The 16739-nt window shown below is 73.6% G+C and carries 16 protein-coding genes; 7 read left to right on the forward strand and 9 right to left on the reverse strand.

Annotation, left to right across the window (positions count from 1 at the left end; genetic code table 11):
- Nucleotides 1-47 precede the first annotated feature (47 nt).
- Nucleotides 48-854, reverse strand: a complete 807-nt coding sequence (locus ACZ6O5_RS06890; protein WP_465974974.1) for a histone deacetylase — start codon at nt 852-854, stop codon at nt 48-50.
- Entirely contained in the window at nt 842-1621 is a 780-nt protein-coding gene (locus ACZ6O5_RS06895) for a phosphodiesterase (RefSeq protein WP_465974976.1), read from the reverse strand. The genes ACZ6O5_RS06890 and ACZ6O5_RS06895 overlap by 13 nt, the downstream gene beginning before the upstream one ends.
- A gap of 164 nt (nt 1622-1785) precedes the next feature.
- Here ACZ6O5_RS06895 and ACZ6O5_RS06900 point away from each other — a divergent pair, with 164 nt between their 5' ends.
- Nucleotides 1786-3243, forward strand: a complete 1458-nt coding sequence (locus ACZ6O5_RS06900) for a GGDEF domain-containing protein (RefSeq protein ID WP_465974978.1) — start codon at nt 1786-1788, stop codon at nt 3241-3243.
- Between the two features lie 231 nt (nt 3244-3474).
- On the opposite strand, the gene ACZ6O5_RS06905 is transcribed toward ACZ6O5_RS06900, so the two are convergent.
- A complete protein-coding gene (locus ACZ6O5_RS06905; RefSeq protein WP_465974980.1) occupies nt 3475-4533 on the reverse strand; it encodes an aspartate-semialdehyde dehydrogenase in 1059 nt (352 codons plus the stop codon).
- A gap of 5 nt (nt 4534-4538) precedes the next feature.
- Complete coding sequence (locus ACZ6O5_RS06910) at nt 4539-5804, reverse strand: aspartate kinase (RefSeq protein ID WP_281934251.1); 1266 nt, start codon at nt 5802-5804, stop codon at nt 4539-4541.
- A gap of 273 nt (nt 5805-6077) precedes the next feature.
- On the opposite strand from ACZ6O5_RS06910, the gene ACZ6O5_RS06915 reads away from it, so the two are divergent.
- Both ACZ6O5_RS06915 and ACZ6O5_RS06920 read left to right on the forward strand, forming a co-directional pair.
- Nucleotides 6078-6842, forward strand: coding sequence for a hypothetical protein (locus ACZ6O5_RS06915; protein WP_465974982.1), 765 nt, complete (start codon nt 6078-6080; stop codon nt 6840-6842).
- Between the two features lie 83 nt (nt 6843-6925).
- Nucleotides 6926-7456, forward strand: a complete 531-nt coding sequence (locus ACZ6O5_RS06920; protein WP_465974984.1) for a nitroreductase family protein — start codon at nt 6926-6928, stop codon at nt 7454-7456.
- Nucleotides 7457-7487: 31 nt separating this feature from the next.
- On the opposite strand, the gene ACZ6O5_RS06925 is transcribed toward ACZ6O5_RS06920, so the two are convergent.
- Both ACZ6O5_RS06925 and ACZ6O5_RS06930 read right to left on the reverse strand, forming a co-directional pair.
- On the reverse strand, nt 7488-7709 hold the full coding sequence (locus tag ACZ6O5_RS06925) for an ArsR/SmtB family transcription factor (protein WP_465974986.1): 222 nt from the start codon (nt 7707-7709) through the stop codon (nt 7488-7490).
- Nucleotides 7658-8473, reverse strand: coding sequence for a hypothetical protein (locus ACZ6O5_RS06930; protein WP_465974988.1), 816 nt, complete (start codon nt 8471-8473; stop codon nt 7658-7660). Before ACZ6O5_RS06930 ends, ACZ6O5_RS06925 begins: the two co-directional genes overlap by 52 nt.
- Before the next feature lie 77 nt (nt 8474-8550).
- Here ACZ6O5_RS06930 and ACZ6O5_RS06935 point away from each other — a divergent pair, with 77 nt between their 5' ends.
- Together ACZ6O5_RS06935 and leuA are read left to right on the forward strand one after the other, a co-directional pair.
- Complete coding sequence (locus tag ACZ6O5_RS06935; protein WP_465974990.1) at nt 8551-9825, forward strand: MFS transporter; 1275 nt, start codon at nt 8551-8553, stop codon at nt 9823-9825.
- A 237-nt stretch (nt 9826-10062) separates the two neighbouring features.
- Complete coding sequence (gene leuA / locus ACZ6O5_RS06940; RefSeq protein WP_465974992.1) at nt 10063-11802, forward strand: 2-isopropylmalate synthase; 1740 nt, start codon at nt 10063-10065, stop codon at nt 11800-11802.
- 111 nt (nt 11803-11913) lie between these two features.
- On the opposite strand, the gene ACZ6O5_RS06945 is transcribed toward leuA, so the two are convergent.
- Nucleotides 11914-13350 carry an MFS transporter gene (locus ACZ6O5_RS06945; RefSeq protein WP_465974994.1) on the reverse strand — a complete coding sequence of 479 codons (1437 nt, stop codon included), beginning with the start codon at nt 13348-13350 and terminating at the stop codon, nt 11914-11916.
- A 108-nt stretch (nt 13351-13458) separates the two neighbouring features.
- Here ACZ6O5_RS06945 and ACZ6O5_RS06950 point away from each other — a divergent pair, with 108 nt between their 5' ends.
- Together ACZ6O5_RS06950 and ACZ6O5_RS06955 are read left to right on the forward strand one after the other, a co-directional pair.
- Entirely contained in the window at nt 13459-14118 is a 660-nt protein-coding gene (locus ACZ6O5_RS06950; protein WP_465974996.1) for an HNH endonuclease family protein, read from the forward strand.
- Nucleotides 14100-14561, forward strand: coding sequence for a hypothetical protein (locus ACZ6O5_RS06955; RefSeq protein ID WP_465974998.1), 462 nt, complete (start codon nt 14100-14102; stop codon nt 14559-14561). Before ACZ6O5_RS06950 ends, ACZ6O5_RS06955 begins: the two co-directional genes overlap by 19 nt.
- Before the next feature lie 54 nt (nt 14562-14615).
- On the opposite strand, the gene ACZ6O5_RS06960 is transcribed toward ACZ6O5_RS06955, so the two are convergent.
- Together ACZ6O5_RS06960 and ACZ6O5_RS06965 are read right to left on the reverse strand one after the other, a co-directional pair.
- Nucleotides 14616-15725 (reverse strand): ABC transporter ATP-binding protein, encoded by a 1110-nt coding sequence (locus ACZ6O5_RS06960; RefSeq protein ID WP_425788537.1) that lies wholly within the window; start codon nt 15723-15725, stop codon nt 14616-14618.
- Entirely contained in the window at nt 15722-16708 is a 987-nt protein-coding gene (locus ACZ6O5_RS06965) for an ABC transporter ATP-binding protein (protein WP_465975000.1), read from the reverse strand. Before ACZ6O5_RS06965 ends, ACZ6O5_RS06960 begins: the two co-directional genes overlap by 4 nt.
- Nucleotides 16709-16739: the final 31 nt, after the last annotated feature.

Consider the following 16739-nt stretch of genomic DNA (forward strand, 5'->3'; position numbering starts at 1 on the left):
CAGGTAAGGGCGCCGGCCCCCAGGGACCAGGGAGCCGGCGCCGTCGCTCATGTCACGCCGAAAACGTTGTTCTGGCAACCTTCCTGACCGGAAAAACTCCCGGCGGGCCATCCGTCGCCGGCCGAACGGCCGTTCATGTCCACCGGTCCGGCGACCGGAGCGGACTGTCCGAACTCGACCTGGACACCGGAGGGCGGGGCGGCGACCGCGACGTGGGCGGCGCCGACAAGCGTCCGGAGCGCCGCCCGGCTCCACCGCCCGGCGACACCCGGCCGGCCGGACAGATAGTCGACGGTGCGCGCCACACCCCAGCCGTGCGCCTCCCGCAGCCCTCGGGCCAGCATGCCGAGATAGACCGGGGCGGGGCGGGTCCAGGGCACCGCCACCGCGCGGTGCGGGGCGGTGAACGTGAGCATCGGCCGGCCGTCGCGCTCCCCGACCCGTAGCAGCGTCTCGTACCGGCCCGGACCGAGCGTGGCCCGACCGGTCGCGACCGCCGCGCGGATCCCGGCCAGATCCGCGCCGGGCGGCCGGTACATCTCCTGGGCGGCGATGTCGGCGAACTGCTCGGCCGTGACCAGGTAGCCGCGGACCGCCGCCCGGCCGGGCAGCTCCGGGTCGTAGAACGCCATGCCGCCGGTCCAGGCGCGGGACTCGCCGGCGAAGTAGACGCCGCCGGGGATCAGCGCCGGGACCGTCCGGCGCGGCGGTCGGCAGTCCCGGCAGCCCGGGTACGTGCGCAGCCCGCCCGCCGGGCGCCCGCCGCGCAGGTACCGGTCGAGCCGCGCGGCGTGCAGATTCGACCCGTACGCGACGTACCAGAGCAGGGACACCGGAGCGGTCAGAAGCCGCACGTCCGGCCGGCTGCGTGACTGACCTGGACGGTGTGCGTGACGCAGCCCCCGTCGGCGACCCGGTGCAGCAGGAACCCGGTCGGCTCGGCGACCCAGCCGATCTCGTCGCCGTCGGTCATGGTCAGGCTGGCCTGGATCCAGGTGCTCGGCGCGCAGGTCAGCACCGTACCGGCGAACGCGCTGGTCACCGGGCGGTGCAGGTGGCCCGCGGCGACGCGTACGACATGGGGGTGTCGGGCGATCACGGCGGCGAGCGCGTCGGCGTCGGCGAGCCCGATGGCGTCGGCGGCCGGGAGGCCCACCGCGACCGGCGGATGGTGCAGGCACACGACGGCGGGCGCCTCCGGCCGGCCGGCGAGCACCCCGTCGAGCCAGTCGAGCTGCTCGTCGCCGAGGCGACCGCCGGAGCCGCCCGGGGTGAGCGAGTCGAGCACCACGAGCGTCGCGTCCGGGTGGTCGACGTGGTAGTGCGCGGAGAACCCGCCGGCCAGGTAGGGGGTGCCGCCGAACGTGTCGAGCAGCGACTCGCGGTCGTCGTGGTTGCCGGCGGCCAGGTGGACCGGCAGCGGGAACCGCCCGACGATCTCGCGGAGGGCGAGGTATTCGTCCGGCCGGCCGTGGCCGGTGAGATCGCCGGTGATCACCACGCAGTCGGGCCGGGGGCGCAGGGCGAGCGCCGTGCCGAGCGCCCGGCGCAGGCCGGCCGCCGGCTCGGCGGCGAGCGGTCCGGTGGTCACGTGCGGATCGCTGAGCTGGGCGATGAGCATCGGCGCCTCCTCGGGCCGGGACCCCTCACGCTACCGCCGGCCCGGCCCGCGCGTTACCCACAGGCCGCGTCCACAGCCTGTGGATAGCACATGTGTACGAAGGTCGACGGCGGCCCCGCTGAGTACGCTTGATCGCGAACCCACCCCCTCCGAGCAGGAACGACGTGGATCACGAGCGAGTCCTCCGCGACGTCACGGTGCGCCTTCCCACGGCGTCGACCGTGCCGGAGGCGTGCCAGTGGATCGTCACCGCGCTCGCCCGGCACACCCCGGCGACCGCCTCCATCCTGCTCCGCGTCCACGACCGCCTCCGGTGCGTCGCGGCCACCGGCGCCTGGCAGGTCTTCTCCCACGTCCCGGCGACGGCCGACGATGCCGGGCCGGCCCGGCACCGGCCCGAACCGTCGGTGGTGCGGCGGGTCTACGCCTCCGGCGAGACCGCCGCCGTGCCCGACGTCGCCGCCGACCCCGACTACCTCCCGATCCGCCCGGACGTCACCACGGAACTCTGCGTGCCGGTACGCGACCCGGCCGGCCGCCCGATCGGCGTGCTCGATCTCCAGTGGAGCGAGCCGGTCACGCTGGCGCCCTGGCAGGAGACCGCCGAGCGGCTGGCCGACCGGCTCGGCGCCCGGATCGCGGCGCTCGGCGGCCCGCCCGCCGAGAGCCGCAGCGAGAAGCTGCTCCGGCACGCCGCCGCGTTCACCGCCGCCGGAACCGACTGGGACCTGATGACCGCCGCGATCGCCGCGGCCCGGGACGTGTCCGCGCTCTCCGCCGCAGTGCTGGTGCTCACCGGTCGCGGTGGCCCCCGGCTGGGTGCGCCCACCGACACCCCGGGAGAGTTGGAGGCGCGGATCCGGGCCGAGCTGACCGAGGCCGGCCCCGCCACGCTGGACCGGATCATCGACCGCGCCCACCGCTACGGGTCGGCGTACACGCTGGGCGAGGCGGGGCACCCGCCGACCGAGGAGTACCTGCCGCTGACCCGGGCCGGCGCGCGCACGCTGGTGGCGGTGCCGGTCGGCACGCCGTCGAGCGGCGGTGTGCTGCTGGTCGCCGACGGACGGTCGCTGCGGCCCGACCCGACCACGGTCAACCTGATCGAGCTGCTGGCCGGGCAGGCGTGGACCTGTCTGGACCGGCTACGGACGCTGGCGCGGCTGCGCGAGCAGGCCAGTTCGGACCCGCTCACCGGGCTGCGGCACACCGGCCCGTTCGGGCAGCGGATCGCCACCGCCACCCCGGGGCGTACCGCGCTGCTGGCCATCGACGTGGACGGGTTCAAGCACGTCAACGACACGTACGGCCACCAGGCCGGCGACCGGCTGCTGGTGGGACTGGCCCGGGCGTTGGAAGGCGCGCTGCGGCAGGGCGACGAGCTGTACCGGACCGGCGGCGACGAGTTCTTCGCGGTGATCGAGGTGAGCCATCCGCAGGAGGCGGTCCGGATCGCCGAGCGGCTCACCGAGGCGGCCCGCCGCACCGGCCGGACGATCAGCGTCGGCATCGCGCTGCCCCGCCCCGACGAGCCCCCGGAGCGCACCCTGCACCGCGCCGACCAGGCCCTCTACGCGGTGAAGCGGCACGGCCGAGACGGCGTCCACCTATCCGCCGCCTGACCCATCCGCCCCGCGCCCTCCCGCGCCCTCCCGCGCCGCGCCCCACCCGCACCCTCCCCGCCCCGCGCCCTGTTTCACGGAAAGAGTGGCTATTCGGCTCCGCATAGCCACTCTTTCCGTGAATGTGGGCACGCGCGAGGGGCGCGAGGCGGGGCACGCGCGAGGGGCGCGGGGTGGGGCACGCGCGAGGGGCGCGGGGTGGGGCACGCGCGAGGGGGTGGGGTTAGGGGGTTAGTGGGTTAGTTCTTTGGCCAGGAGTTCGGCGATCTGGGCGGTGTTGAGGGCGGCACCCTTGCGGAGGTTGTCGCCGGTCACGAACAGGTCCAGCGCGCGCGGGTCGTCCACCGCCCGGCGGATGCGGCCGACCCAGGACGGGTCGGTGCCGACCGCGTCGATCGGCATCGGGAACTCCCCGGCGGCCGGGTCGTCGACCAGGATCACGCCCGGCGCGTTGCGCAACGCCTCGCGGGCCCCCTCGGCGGCCACCTCGGTGGCGAAGACCGCGTGCACGGCGACCGAGTGACCGGTCACCACCGGCACCCGTACGCAGGTCGCGGAGACCTTCAGGTCGGGCAGGCCGAGGATCTTGCGGGACTCGTTGCGGAGCTTCAGCTCCTCGGAGGACCAGCCGCCGTCACCGAGCGAGCCGGCCCAGGGCACCACGTTGAGCGCCAACGGGGCCGGGAACGGGCCCAGTTCCTCGCCGACCGCCTGGCGGACGTCGCCGGCCCGGGAGCCGAGCGCCCGGTCACCGGCGATCTTGCCGAGCTGGAGGTGCAGCGCGTCCACCCCGGTCCGCCCCGCCCCGGAGGCCGACTGGTAGGAGGCGAGGACCAGCTCGCGCAGGCCGTACTCGCGGTGCAGCGGGGCGATCGCCACGATCATCGCCAGCGTGGTGCAGTTGGCGTTGGCGATGATCCCCTTGGGCCGGTTGCGTACCTGATCGGGGTTGATCTCGGGGACCACCAGAGGCACGTCCCGGTCCATCCGGAACGCGCCGGAGTTGTCCACCACCACCGCGCCCCGGGACACCGCGATCGGCGCCCACTCGGCCGAGACGTCGTCGGGCAGGTCGAACATCGCCACGTCGACGCCGTCGAACGCATCGGCGGTGAGCGCCCGGACGGTCAGCTCCTCACCCCGGCACGGCACCCGGCGGCCGACCGAACGCTCGGAGGCGAGCAGCCGGATCTCGCCCCACACGTTGCGGCGGGAGGAGAGGATCTGGCACATCACCGTGCCGACGGCACCGGTCGCCCCGACCACGGCGAGGGTGGGCAGCGACGGCATCCGCGCTACCGCCCGGTGCCGGCGTAGACGACGGCTTCGGTGTCACCACCCAGCTCGAAGGCGTCGTGGATCGACTTGACCGCCTTGTCGAGGTCGGTGTCCCGGCAGACCACGGAGACCCGGATCTCGGAGGTGGAGATCATTTCGATGTTCACCCCGGCGGTGGCGAGCGCGGCGAAGAAGCCGGCGGCGACGCCCGGGTGCGAACGCATGCCGGCGCCGATCAGGGAGACCTTGCCGACGTGGTCGTCGTAGAGCAGGCCCTTGAACTTGACCGGCTCCTGGATCTTGCTGAGCGCGGCCATCGCGGTCGGCCCGTCCGCCTTGGGCAGCGTGAACGAGATGTCGGTGCGGCCGGTGCCCTCGGTGGAGACGTTCTGCACGATCATGTCGATGTTGATCTCGGCACCGGCCACGGTGTCGAAGATCCGCGCGGCGGCGCCCGGCTCGTCGGGCACCCCGACGATGGTGATCTTCGCCTCGCTGCGGTCGTGGGCGACCCCGGTGATCAGTGCCTGTTCCACGGGAAGGTCCTCCATCGATCCGGTGACCATGGTGCCGGTGTTGGTCGAGTATGACGAACGGACGTGGATCGGCAACCCCGCGCGCCGGGCGTACTCGACGCTGCGCAGGTGCAGCACCTTCGCGCCGCAGGCGGCCAGCTCCAGCATCTCCTCGTAGGTGATGTGCTTGATGTGCCGGGCGTTCGGCACGATCCGCGGGTCGGCGGAGAAGATGCCGTCCACGTCGGTGTAGATCTCGCAGACGTCCGCGTGCAGCGCGGCGGCGAGCGCCACCGCGGTGGTGTCCGAGCCGCCCCGGCCGAGCGTGGTGACGTCCTTGGTGTCCTGCGAGACACCCTGGAAGCCGGCGACGATCACCACCGCGCCCTCGTCGAGCGCGCCCTTGAGCCGGCCCGGGGTCACGTCGATGATCCGGGCGCGACCGTGCACCGAGGTGGTGATCACGCCGGCCTGGGAACCGGTGAACGAGCGGGCTTCGTACCCCAGGTTGTGGATGGCCATGGCGAGCAGCGCCATGGAGATCCGCTCCCCGGCGGTGAGCAGCATGTCCAGCTCGCGGCCGGGCGGCAGCGGGCTGACCTGGTTGGCCAGGTCGAGCAGCTCGTCGGTGGTGTCGCCCATGGCGGAGACCACCACGACCACGTCGTCGCCCGCCTTGCGGGCCGCCACGATGCGCTCGGCCACCCGCTTGATCCGCTCGGCGTTGGCGACGGAGGACCCGCCGTACTTCTGCACCACGAGTGCCACGACTGTGCACTCCCTCCCGGTGACGACCCTGAGCGTGCCGACGCCGCCGGGTCTGAAGGTCCGGCGGCGCGTGTCAGACGCCCTCAGGGTATCGGGCGGGCCGCGCGGCCGGGTCGGGTGATCCCACCATCCGGCCCGGCGTGGGGCGGCTCACCAGCCCCGGGCGTCACGCGGCACGCCCGGCGGCACCGGCCCGGACGTCGTGCGACACGCCAAGCGGTACAGCCGTACGGTGGGCTGACCGGAGCCACCGTCGCACCGCAGAATGACCCGGTGCACGCTCATCGACGCGCGGCCCGCCGGCTGTCCGGCACACTCGCGCTCACCCTGCCGACGCTGCTGGCCGCCTGCGTCGCCGACCCGCCGGGTTCGGCGCCGGCCGGCACCGTCGATCCCGTGCCGGTGCAGGTCGACGCGGCCCGCGACGAGCTGGCCGGGTTGGCCGCCGCCGCGCAGGACCGGCACCTCACCGCCACGTACGCGTTCGCGCCGCCCGACGGCCCCACCCGCACGGTGGCGGTGACCAGCGGGAACGACGGAAGCTGGCGGGTCGACGTGCCCGGCTGGGGGCGGGACGGCACGGTCGACGTCTCGCTCGCCGCCACCTCGGACGGGCTCTTCCAGTGCGCCCTGCCCTCGGCCGGTTGGACGGGGCCCGCCGGCTGCGTACGCCTCGGTGACGCCGACGACGCGGTGCCCCGCCGGCTGGACCCGCGCGTGCAGCACCCGTTCACCGACTGGCTGGAGGTGCTCACCGACCGGCGGGCCCCGCTGGCGGTCTCCCCCGCCCCGCCGCCGGCCGGCGTCACCGGCCGGTGCTACGCGGTCGACTCCACCTCGGCCTCGCTGAACGCGCCGCTGGACGTGGGCGTCTACTGCTTCGGTGAGGACGGCACCCCGGTGGCGGTCCGCGCCACGCTCGGCAGCCTCACGCTGACCGGCTCGCCCGGCCCGGCGCCCGCGACCGTCGAGCTGGCCGGGGCGGTGAGCGAGGCGGAGCCGGTGGGCCGGGACGCGCCGACACCCGGAACGTCGTAGCGCTTTGTCCGTTACGGGTGGCCTTGCCCACATCACTCCACCCTGATTCGCACGACAAACCGGGCATCAGGGACGCTCTACCCATGACCGACCTGACCCCGCTGCTCGCTTTCCGCTGGAGCCCTCGTGCGTTCGACCCCGACGCCGAGCTGACCGCCGACGAGGCGGCCGTGCTGCTGGAGGCGGCCCGCTGGGCGCCCTCGGCCGGCAACGCGCAGCCGTGGCGGTTCGCGCTCGGGCGCCGGCAGGACGAGACGTGGAAGCGGATCATGGTCGGCCTGCCCGACACCGACCAGGGCTGGGCCCGGCACGCCGCCGCCCTGCTGCTCGCCGCGCACGCCGGCGGCGACCCGGAGCGCAGCGCGTACGACCTGGGCCAGGCCGTCGCCCACCTCACCGTGCAGGCCACCGCGCTCGGCCTGCACGTCCGCCAGGTCACCCGCCTGGACCGTCGCCGTCTCGCCGCCGAGTTGGACCTGCCCGACGACGTCCGGCCGCTGGTGGTGGCCGCGGTCGGCCGCCTCGGCGACCCGGCGACGCTCCCACCCGACCTGTACGCCCGGGAGACCGCGCTCCGCCGCCGCCGGCCCCTCCCCGCCCTGCTGCTGCGCTGACGGCGACCGCCCCGCACCCGACCCGGCCGGCTCAGGTGCCCCGGGCGGCGCGCAGCAGGGCGGCGCCGACCTCGGTGTTGCGGTAGAGCACGCGCCGCCCGGACGGGAACCGGGCCACCAGCCCGGCGGCGTGCAGCGCGGACAGGTGCTGGGAGACGTTCCCGGCCGACATCCCGGTGAGCCGGGCCAGGTCGGTCGTGGTCACCGCCGCGTCGAGCAGCGGCAACAACGTGGCCCGGCCGACGCCGAGCACCCGGGCCAGCGGGTCGCCGGGCGTGGCCGGGGCGCGCTCCCAGAGCGTCCCGACCGCCCGACCGGATACGCCCCGCCGGGCAGCGAGTCCTCCAGCAGGTTCCACAGCACCCGCCGGTAGGTGAACACCCCCGGGTTCAGCGCCAGCCCCCGGCCACGCAGGTCGAAGTCCCGCTCGAACGGGTCGTCGCTGACCACCCGGTCGCCGAGCCAGCGCAGACTCGGATGGAGTTGCGCGAACAACCGGCCCGCGCCGCCCTCGGCGAGCTGGGCCGCCCGGTAGGCCACGTCGGCGTCGAGCAGCGCCCGCATCCGGGGCCAGTCCGGCGCGATGGCCTCGTCGTGCCAGACCCGTAGCGCGTCGACGAGCTGCGGCAGCAGGCCGCGCGGGTCGGCGAGCAGCGCCGCCCCGAACGGGCTCAGCGGCCCGCTCGGCACGGTCGCCAGCAGATCCTGGACCACGACCTGCGGCGGCGTCGCCGCGATCTGGTCGAGCTGCTCGGCCATCCCCACGTCGGGCCGGGCCGCCGGGGTGAGGAAGTCGGGCAGCCAGCGACGCGGCCGGGTCAGCTCCACCAGCGGGCGGACCCGGACGGCCACCTCCGGACGGCGCAGCGTGGCCCGGGCCCGGTCGATCCAGGGCAGGTGCACCGCGTGTCCGACCGGGTCGCGCACCGCCCACATGCTCATGACCGTCTCGTTGGCCGGCGACACGGCGAACCGTACGCCGGCGACGTCGGCCACGGTGAACCGCAACTCGGACACACGCACCCCCGGACGCAGGATTCGGCCCAGCCTAAATGGCTCGACCGGAGCGCGTGGCCCCGGTTTGCTCAGCGGCCATGGGGGCCAGAGAGAGCATCAACACCGCCGTCCGGCACGTCGTACCGCCGGCCGGGTTGACCCGCGCCCTGGCCGTGCAGGCCATGGTGAACGCCGTCGGCAACGGCCTGTTCCAGGCCGGCAGCGCGGTCTTCTTCACCCGGGCGCTGGGGCTCGGTCCGGCGCAGGTGGGTCTCGGCCTCTCGCTCGCCGCCGGGGCGTCCCTGCTCGGCACCGTCCCGCTGGGCGCGCTCACCGACAGGTACGGCCCGCAGCGGGTGTGGATCGTGGGCCTGCTGCTCGACGCGGCGCTGTTCGCCTCGTACCCGCTCGTCGGCGGCTTCGCCGGGTTCCTCGCCGTGGTGCTCGCGTTGGCCGTGGTGGGTGCCGCCGCCGGCACCGCCCGCCAGGTCTACTCGATCAATGTGCTGCGGCCGGAGGAACGGGTCACCGCGATGGCCTACCAGCGTTCCTCGCTGAACGTCGGCTTCGGGGTGGGCGCGCTGATCAGCGGCCTGGTGCTGGCCGTCGACACGATCTGGGCGTACCGGGGGATGGTCTGGTTCATCGCCACCGTCTTCCTGGTGACCGCCGGCTTCGTCCGGCGGCTGCCCCGGCTGCCGGAGGTGGCCCGCGCGACCGAGCCGACGAGCCGGCTGGCGGTGCTGCGCGACCGCCCGTTCATGACCGTCGCGCTGCTGTCCGGGCTGCTCACCGCACACCAGACGCTCTACCTGACCGTGCTGCCGCTGTGGATCCTCACCCGCACCGACGCGCCGAAGACGCTGATCGCCGCGCTGGTGCTGCTCAACACCGTGCTGATCGTGCTGCTCCAGGTCCGGGCCAGCCGGGGCGCGGACAGCGCGCCGGGCGCGGCCCGGGCGTCCCGCCGGGGCGCGCTGCTGATCGCCCTGTTCTGCGTGGTCGTGCCGGTCTCCGGGCAGACCCGGGGGCTACTCACCGTGGTGGTGCTGGTGGCCGCCGCGACGCTGCTCATTCTGGCCGAGCTGATCGAGTCGGCGGGCACGTGGGGGCTCACCGCCACGCTGCCGCCGGCCGCCCAGCGCGGCGCGTACATCGGCGCGTTCGGGCTCGGTTCCCAGGTGCAGTTCCTGGTCGCGCCGGCCGGGCTGACCGCGCTCGGCGTGAGCACCGGCGGCTGGGGTTGGTACCCGGCGGCGGCGATCTTCGTGCTGGTCGGGCTGGTGATCGGGCCGGCGGTGACCCGGGCGGAGCGGACGCCCCGGCTGGGCGCGACGCCCGCGTCCACCGAAGCGGTGACTCCGGTCCCATAGTCCGGACCGGCCTTCCCACCGTCCGTCCCACCACGTAGGGTGACCCTGTCATGTGGCAGGCGTACCTTCTCCTTGGTCGCCGCGACGAGGCCTGACCGGCCGGCACCTCGTCGCGGAGTTGAACCGCGCCGTCCAGCACATCCGAACTTCTCCTCGGCACCGCCGCGCACCGTCGCCCGGCACCTCGCCGACACCTTCCGATCTGCTGACGCCACATGTTCCAGGGAGCACTCCGAGATGGCTCAACCTGTCACCGATCCGTTCGCCCAGCAGCGCCCCAGCCGCATGCCGGTGCACCGTTACCTCCCGTACGACAGGCAGTTCCGGGTCGAACTGCCGGACCGCACCTGGCCGACCCACCGCGTCGAGGCCGCGCCCCGCTGGTGCGCCGTCGACCTCCGCGACGGCAACCAGGCGCTGATCGACCCGATGTCGCCCGAGCGCAAGCGCCGGATGTTCCAGCTCCTGGTGCAGATGGGGTACAAGGAGATCGAGGTCGGCTTCCCGTCGGCCAGCCAGACCGACTTCGACTTCGTCCGGCAGCTCATCGAGCAGGACCTGATCCCGGAGGACGTCACCATCCAGGTGCTCACCCAGTGCCGGGAGCACCTGATCGAGCGCACGTTCGAGTCGCTGCGCGGCGCCCGCCGGGCCATCGTGCACTTCTACAACTCCACCTCGACGCTCCAGCGCCGGGTGGTCTTCGGCCTGGACCGCGACGGCATCACCGACATCGCCACCCAGGGCGCGCGGCTCTGCCAGAAGTACGCGGAGATCCACACCCCGGACACCGACATCCACTACGAGTACTCGCCCGAGTCCTACACGGGCACCGAGCTGGAGTACGCGCTGGAGGTCTGCGCGGCGGTGATCGAGGTGGTCGACCCGACCCCGGACCGGAAGCTGATCGTCAACCTGCCGGCCACTGTCGAGATGGCGATGCCGAACGTCTACGCCGACTCGATCGAGTGGATGCACCGGCACCTGCCCCGACGGGACAGCCTGTCGCTGAGCCTGCACCCGCACAACGACCGGGGCACCGGCGTGGCCGCCGCCGAGCTGGGCCTGCTGGCCGGCGCCGACCGGATCGAGGGCTGCCTGTTCGGCAACGGCGAGCGCACCGGCAACGTGGACCTGGTGACGCTGGGCCTGAACCTGTTCTCCCAGGGCATCGACCCGATGATCGACTTCTCGAACATCGACGAGATCCGGCGCGCGGTCGAGTACTGCAACCAGCTCCCGGTGCACGAGCGTCACCCGTACGCGGGCGACCTGGTCTACACCGCGTTCTCCGGCTCCCACCAGGACGCGATCAACAAGGGCTTCGCCGCGCTGCACGCCGACGCCGCCGCGGCCGGGGTGCCGGTCGACGAGTTCACCTGGGCGGTGCCGTACCTGCCGATCGACCCGAAGGACCTGGGCCGCACCTACGAGGCGGTCATCCGGGTCAACTCGCAGTCCGGCAAGGGCGGCGTCGCGTACATCATGAAGTCCGAGCACCAGCTCGACCTGCCGCGCCGCCTCCAGATCGAGTTCTCCGGCGTGGTGCAGGCGGTCACCGACCACGACGGCGGCGAGGTCGAGCCGGGCACCATGTGGGAGATCTTCGCCCGCAACTACCTGGTCGACCACCAGGTCGACCCGGCGGTCACGCTGGCCGGCTACACCATCGGCACCGTCGACGGCAAGGTCGAGATCGACGCCCGGGTCGGCTTCGGCGGCGAGACCCGCGCGCTCACCGCGGTCGGCAACGGCCCGATCGACGCGTACGTCAACGCGTTGCAGTCGCTGGGCGTGGCGGTACGGGTGCTCGACTACCACGAGCACGCGCTCGCCTCCGGCGGTGACGCGCAGGCCGCCGCGTACGTGGAGTGCGAGGTGGACGGCCGGACGGTGTGGGGCGTCGGGGTGGACGCCAACATCGTCACCGCCTCCATCAAGGCGGTCACCAGCGCCGTCAACCGCACCCGCGCCTGACGTGCAAGGAGGGGCCCCTTCTTAACGCATTCTGCATAGAAGGGGCCCCCTCTCACCATCCGCGCCCGAATGGCCCGAGTGTGAGATGGGGCCCCTTCTCTACCGGAGGCGTTAAGAAGGGGCCCCTCCTTTCCCCCGGGGGCGGTGGATGAGCAGCGCGGCGAGCAGGGCGCCGGCCAGCAGCAGGCACGCACACCACAGCAGCGCGCCCCGGTACGCGTCGGCAAGCGCGCCCTTCTGCTCGTAACCGGTGCCGGAGAGGCCGACCAGCAACGGCAGCGCGGCCACCGCGAGCAGGCCGCCGGCCCGGGAGGCGGCGTTGTTGAAGCCGCTCGCCACCCCGGCGAACCGGTCCGCCACGGCACCGAGCACGCTCGTCGTCAACGGCGCGACCACCAACGTGAGCCCGGCGCCGAACAGCGCCACGCCGGGCAGCACGTCCACCCAGTACGACGCGCCCGGCCCGACGCGGCGCAGCAGCAGCAGGCCGGCGGCGGCGACCACCGGGCCGACGGTGAGCGGCAGCCGGGGGCCGATCCGCGCGGAGAGCGCGCCGGCCCGGGGCGAGCCGACCAGCAGCAGCAACGTCATCGGCACCGTGGCCAGGCCGGTGAGCAGGGCCGACCAGCCGACCACGTTCTGGAGGTAGACGGCGAGGAAGAAGGTGAACCCGCCGAGCGCCGCGTACACCACCACGGTGAAGATGTTGAGCACCGAGAAGAGTCGGCTGGAGAACAGCCCGGTGGGCAGCATCGCGCGGTCCCCGCGCCGCCGCTCGACCAGCACGAAGGCCGCCACGGCGGCCAGTCCGACCACGGCGGCGGCCAGCACCGCCGGGGCGGCGCCGCGCGCCGGGGCGTCGATCAGCGCGTACGTGATCCCGCCGAGCGCCAGCGCGCCGAGCAACGCGCCGGCCACGTCGAATCCGCCGTGTCCACCGGTACGCGAGACCGCCTCGTCCCGGCTCTCCGGCACCCAGCGCATCGCGGCGAGCACCACGCCCACGGCCAGCGGCAGGTTCACGAAGAAGATCCACCGCCAGGAGAGCGCGTCGATCAGCCAGCCACCGACCAGTGGGCCGAGCGCGGTGGACACGCCGGACAGGCCGGACCAGGTGCCGATGGCCCGGCCCCGGTCGTCGGGGTGGAAGCTGGCCTGGAGCACGGAGAGCGAGCCGGGGGTGAGCAGCGCCCCGCCGGCTCCCTGGAGGAACCGGGCGGCGATGAGCCAGCCGGTGCCCTGGGACAGCCCGCACAGCACCGAGGCGACCGCGAACCAGACCACCCCGAGCAGGAAGATCCGCCGCCGGCCGAACCGGTCGCCGAGCGCGCCGCCGAGCAGCACGAACGCGGCGAGCATGAGCAGGTAGCCGTTCACGGTCCATTGCAGACCCGCGACGGTGGCGTCCAGCTCGGCGCCGAGGCGCGGCAGCGCCACGTTGACCACGGTGCTGTCCAGGAACACCATGCCGGAGGCGAGGATCGCGGCGAGCAGCGTGCCGCGTCCGGCGGCGGAGCGGGTACGCAGTGCGGGAGCGGCAGAGGTCACGTCCATCCACTCTGCCCGTGATCCCCCACCTACGCCACGAATCGCGGAAACCGGCGCCGGGTACTGTGCGGACTCGCCCGGAGCCCGCAAGCTGGAGAGGTGTCGTCTGTGCGTACGAGATCAGGAGTCCGAGCCGGGCTGACCGCCGCGCTCACCGCGGTGCTCGCCCTCGGCGCTGTCGGCTGCGAAGGCTCGGTCACCGAGCCGGATGCGCCGCCGAGCGCCTCCGGGAACGTGAACCAGCAGCTCGGTGAGCTGACCGTGGCCTCGGCCGGGTCGATGAAGGGCTACAGCCGTTCCCGGTTCCCGCACTGGCGGGACACCGGCAAGAACTGCGACGTCCGGGACACCGTGCTGCAACGCGACGGGGAGAACATCAAGCTCTCCGGGTGCAACGTGGTGGGCGGGCGGTGGGAGAGCGCCTACGACGGGGTGGTGCTGACCGACCCGTCGGACGTGGACATCGACCACATCGTGCCGCTTGCCAACGCGTGGCGGTCCGGCGCGGACGAGTGGGAGGACTCGAAGCGCGGCGACTTCGCCAACGACCAGACCCGGCCGCAGCTCATCGCGGTTTCCCTCCGTTCGAACCGGGCAAAGGGTGACCAGGACCCGTCCCAGTGGAAGCCGGCGAACCGGTCGTACTGGTGCCAGTACGCGGCGGACTGGGTCACGGTCAAGCACTACTGGCGGCTGACGGTGACAAGCGCCGAGAAGGCCGCCCTCACCGACATGCTGGAGGGCTGCACATGGGCGAGCAAGCCGTGACCGGGGCGGGTGGCACACCGGCGCCGGAGAAGACGCCGGACGCCTCCGGCGACGACGCCGCGGCGGCCGGCACCGACCCGACCCCGACCGGTCCGGCCTCGGCCGGCATGACCGCGGACGGCCAGCAGGCCGCGCCCGCCGACGTCTCCGGGGCGGGCATGTCCGCCGACGCCGCGCCGGGCGCTCCGGCCGGCCCGGCGAACCGCGCCGCCGACATCACCGCCGGCCCGGGCGGGGTGATGACCGACGAGGTCGGCGTGGTGACCGGGGAGCTGACGTTGCGCACCGAGCACGCCGACGGCCGGGTGGCGCTGCGGGTGCAGTACAAGGACGCCGACGAGTGGTACGCGGTCACCGGCGGCTCGGCGCCGCTTGCCGACCCGGCCGCGCTGGACGCGGTGCACACGGTCGCGGTGGGCCTGCTGAACCGCCCCGAGGGCTGAGCCGGACGGACGCGTCGGCCCTCCCCGACGGGAAGGGCCGACGCGTCCGGTGGGTCACGGGGTGGGGATGAGTTCGCCGGTGTCGCCCGGCGCCGCCCCGTCGTCCGGCCGGACCAGTTCCGGCTCCACCTCGTGCGGCCGGATCCGCCCGGCCGCGATGTCCTCGGCGTAGTGGCAGGCCACCCGGTGCCCGTCGAGCACCTCGCGCAGCGCGGGCCGCTCGTCGACGCAGCGGGTGGGCTGGGCCCACGGGCAGCGGGTGTGGAACCGGCAGCCGGCCGGCGGGTTCGCCGGTGACGGCAGGTCGCCGGCGAGCAGGATCCGCTCCCGGCGGTCCTCCACCTGCGGGTCGGGCACCGGCACCGCGGACATGAGCGCCCGGGTGTACGGGTGCATCGGCTCCCGGTAGAGGTCGTCGCTGGACGCCTCCTCCACCAGGCCGCCGAGGTACATCACCCCGACCGTGTCGGCGATGTGCCGGACGACCGCCAGGTCGTGCGCGATGATCAGGTACGTGAGGCCGCGCTCCTCCTGCAACTCGTCGAGCAGGTTGAGCACCTGGGCCTGGATCGACACGTCCAGCGCGGACACCGGCTCGTCGGCGACGATCAGGTCCGGTTCGAGCACCAGCGCGCGGGCGATGCCGATGCGCTGGCGCTGGCCGCCGGAGAACTCGTGCGGATACTTGCTGAGCGCGGACGCGGGCAGGCCGACTGCGGCGAGCGCGTCCCGGAGCCGCTTGTCGACGGCCGCCTTGTCCTTCGCCAGGCCGTGCGCCTTGAGGCCCTCGACCAGCAGCGATTCCACCGACTGCCGGGGGTCGAGGCTGGACAGCGGGTCCTGGAAGATCATCTGGATGCGGCGGCGGATCCGGCGCATCGGCTCGGCCTTGAGCGAGCGCAGGTCGGTGCCGTCGAAGACGATCTCCCCGGCGGTCGGCTCGACCAGCCGCAGCAGGCCCCGGCCGAGCGTGGACTTGCCGCAGCCCGACTCGCCCACCAGCCCGTACGTCTCGCCCTTGTTGATGGTGAGCGAGACACCGTCGACGGCGTAGACGTGCCCGATGGTCCGGTCGACGAGCACGCCGCTCTTGATCGGGAAGTGGACCTTGACGTCACGCAGTTCGATCAGGGGTTCGGTCGTCCGCTCGGTCGACTCGGTCACGGGACCGCCACCTCCTCGGAAACGGGGTTGTTGCAGCGCAGGTCGCCGCCGTTCGCGGTGGGCTCCAGCGGGGGCGGCCCGTCGAGGCAGGCATCCACCACGTTGTCGCACCGGGGGGCGAACGCGCAGCCCTCCGTCCACGGGATGTTGTCGGCCACCGAGCCGCGGATGGCGTGCAACCGCTCACCGCGCGGCGAGTCGAGCCTCGGCACGGAGTTGAGCAGTCCGTGCGTGTACGGGTGCCGGGGCCGGGCGAACAGTTCGTGCCGGGCCGCCCGCTCCACGATCTTGCCGCCGTAGAGCACGTTGACCGTGTCACAGAGCCCGGCCACCACGCCCAGGTCGTGGGTGATCATGATCAGCGCGGTGCCGGTCTCGTCGACGAGCTGCTTGAGCAGCGTGAGGATCTGCGCCTGGATCGTCACGTCCAGCGCGGTGGTCGGCTCGTCGGCGATCAGCAGCCGCGGCTTGCAGGCCAGCGCGATGGCGATCAGCGCGCGTTGCCGCATGCCGCCGGAGATCTGGTGCGGGTACTCCTTCAACCGCCGGGTCGGGTCCGGGATGCCGACCGCGTCGAGCAGCTCCCGGGCCTCCTTCAGCGCCACCTTGCGGTCCATGCCCCGGTGCCGTTCGAGCACCTCGGCCACCTGGGTGCCGATCGGGATGACCGGGTTCAGCGAGGACAGCGGGTCCTGGAAGATCATGCCGATGTCCCGGCCGCGCCGGTCCCGCAGGTCCTCCGGGCGCAGCTTCAGCAGGTCGGCGCCGTCGAAGTTCACCTCGCCGGTGACCTTGTTGCCGCGTTTCGGCAACAGGCCCATGATCGCCAGGCTGGTGACGCTCTTGCCGCAGCCGGACTCACCGACCAGGCCGACCGTCTGCCCCGGCTCCACGCTGAAGCTGACCTCGTCGACCGCGGTGAACGGCCGCTCACCCTTGCGCTGGAACACGACGCTCAGGTCGCGTACGTCGAGCAGGCTCATCGGGTCACGTCCTCACCGTGCTGGTCGTTGG

Source organism: Micromonospora sp. NPDC049201 (genome assembly GCF_055586805.1).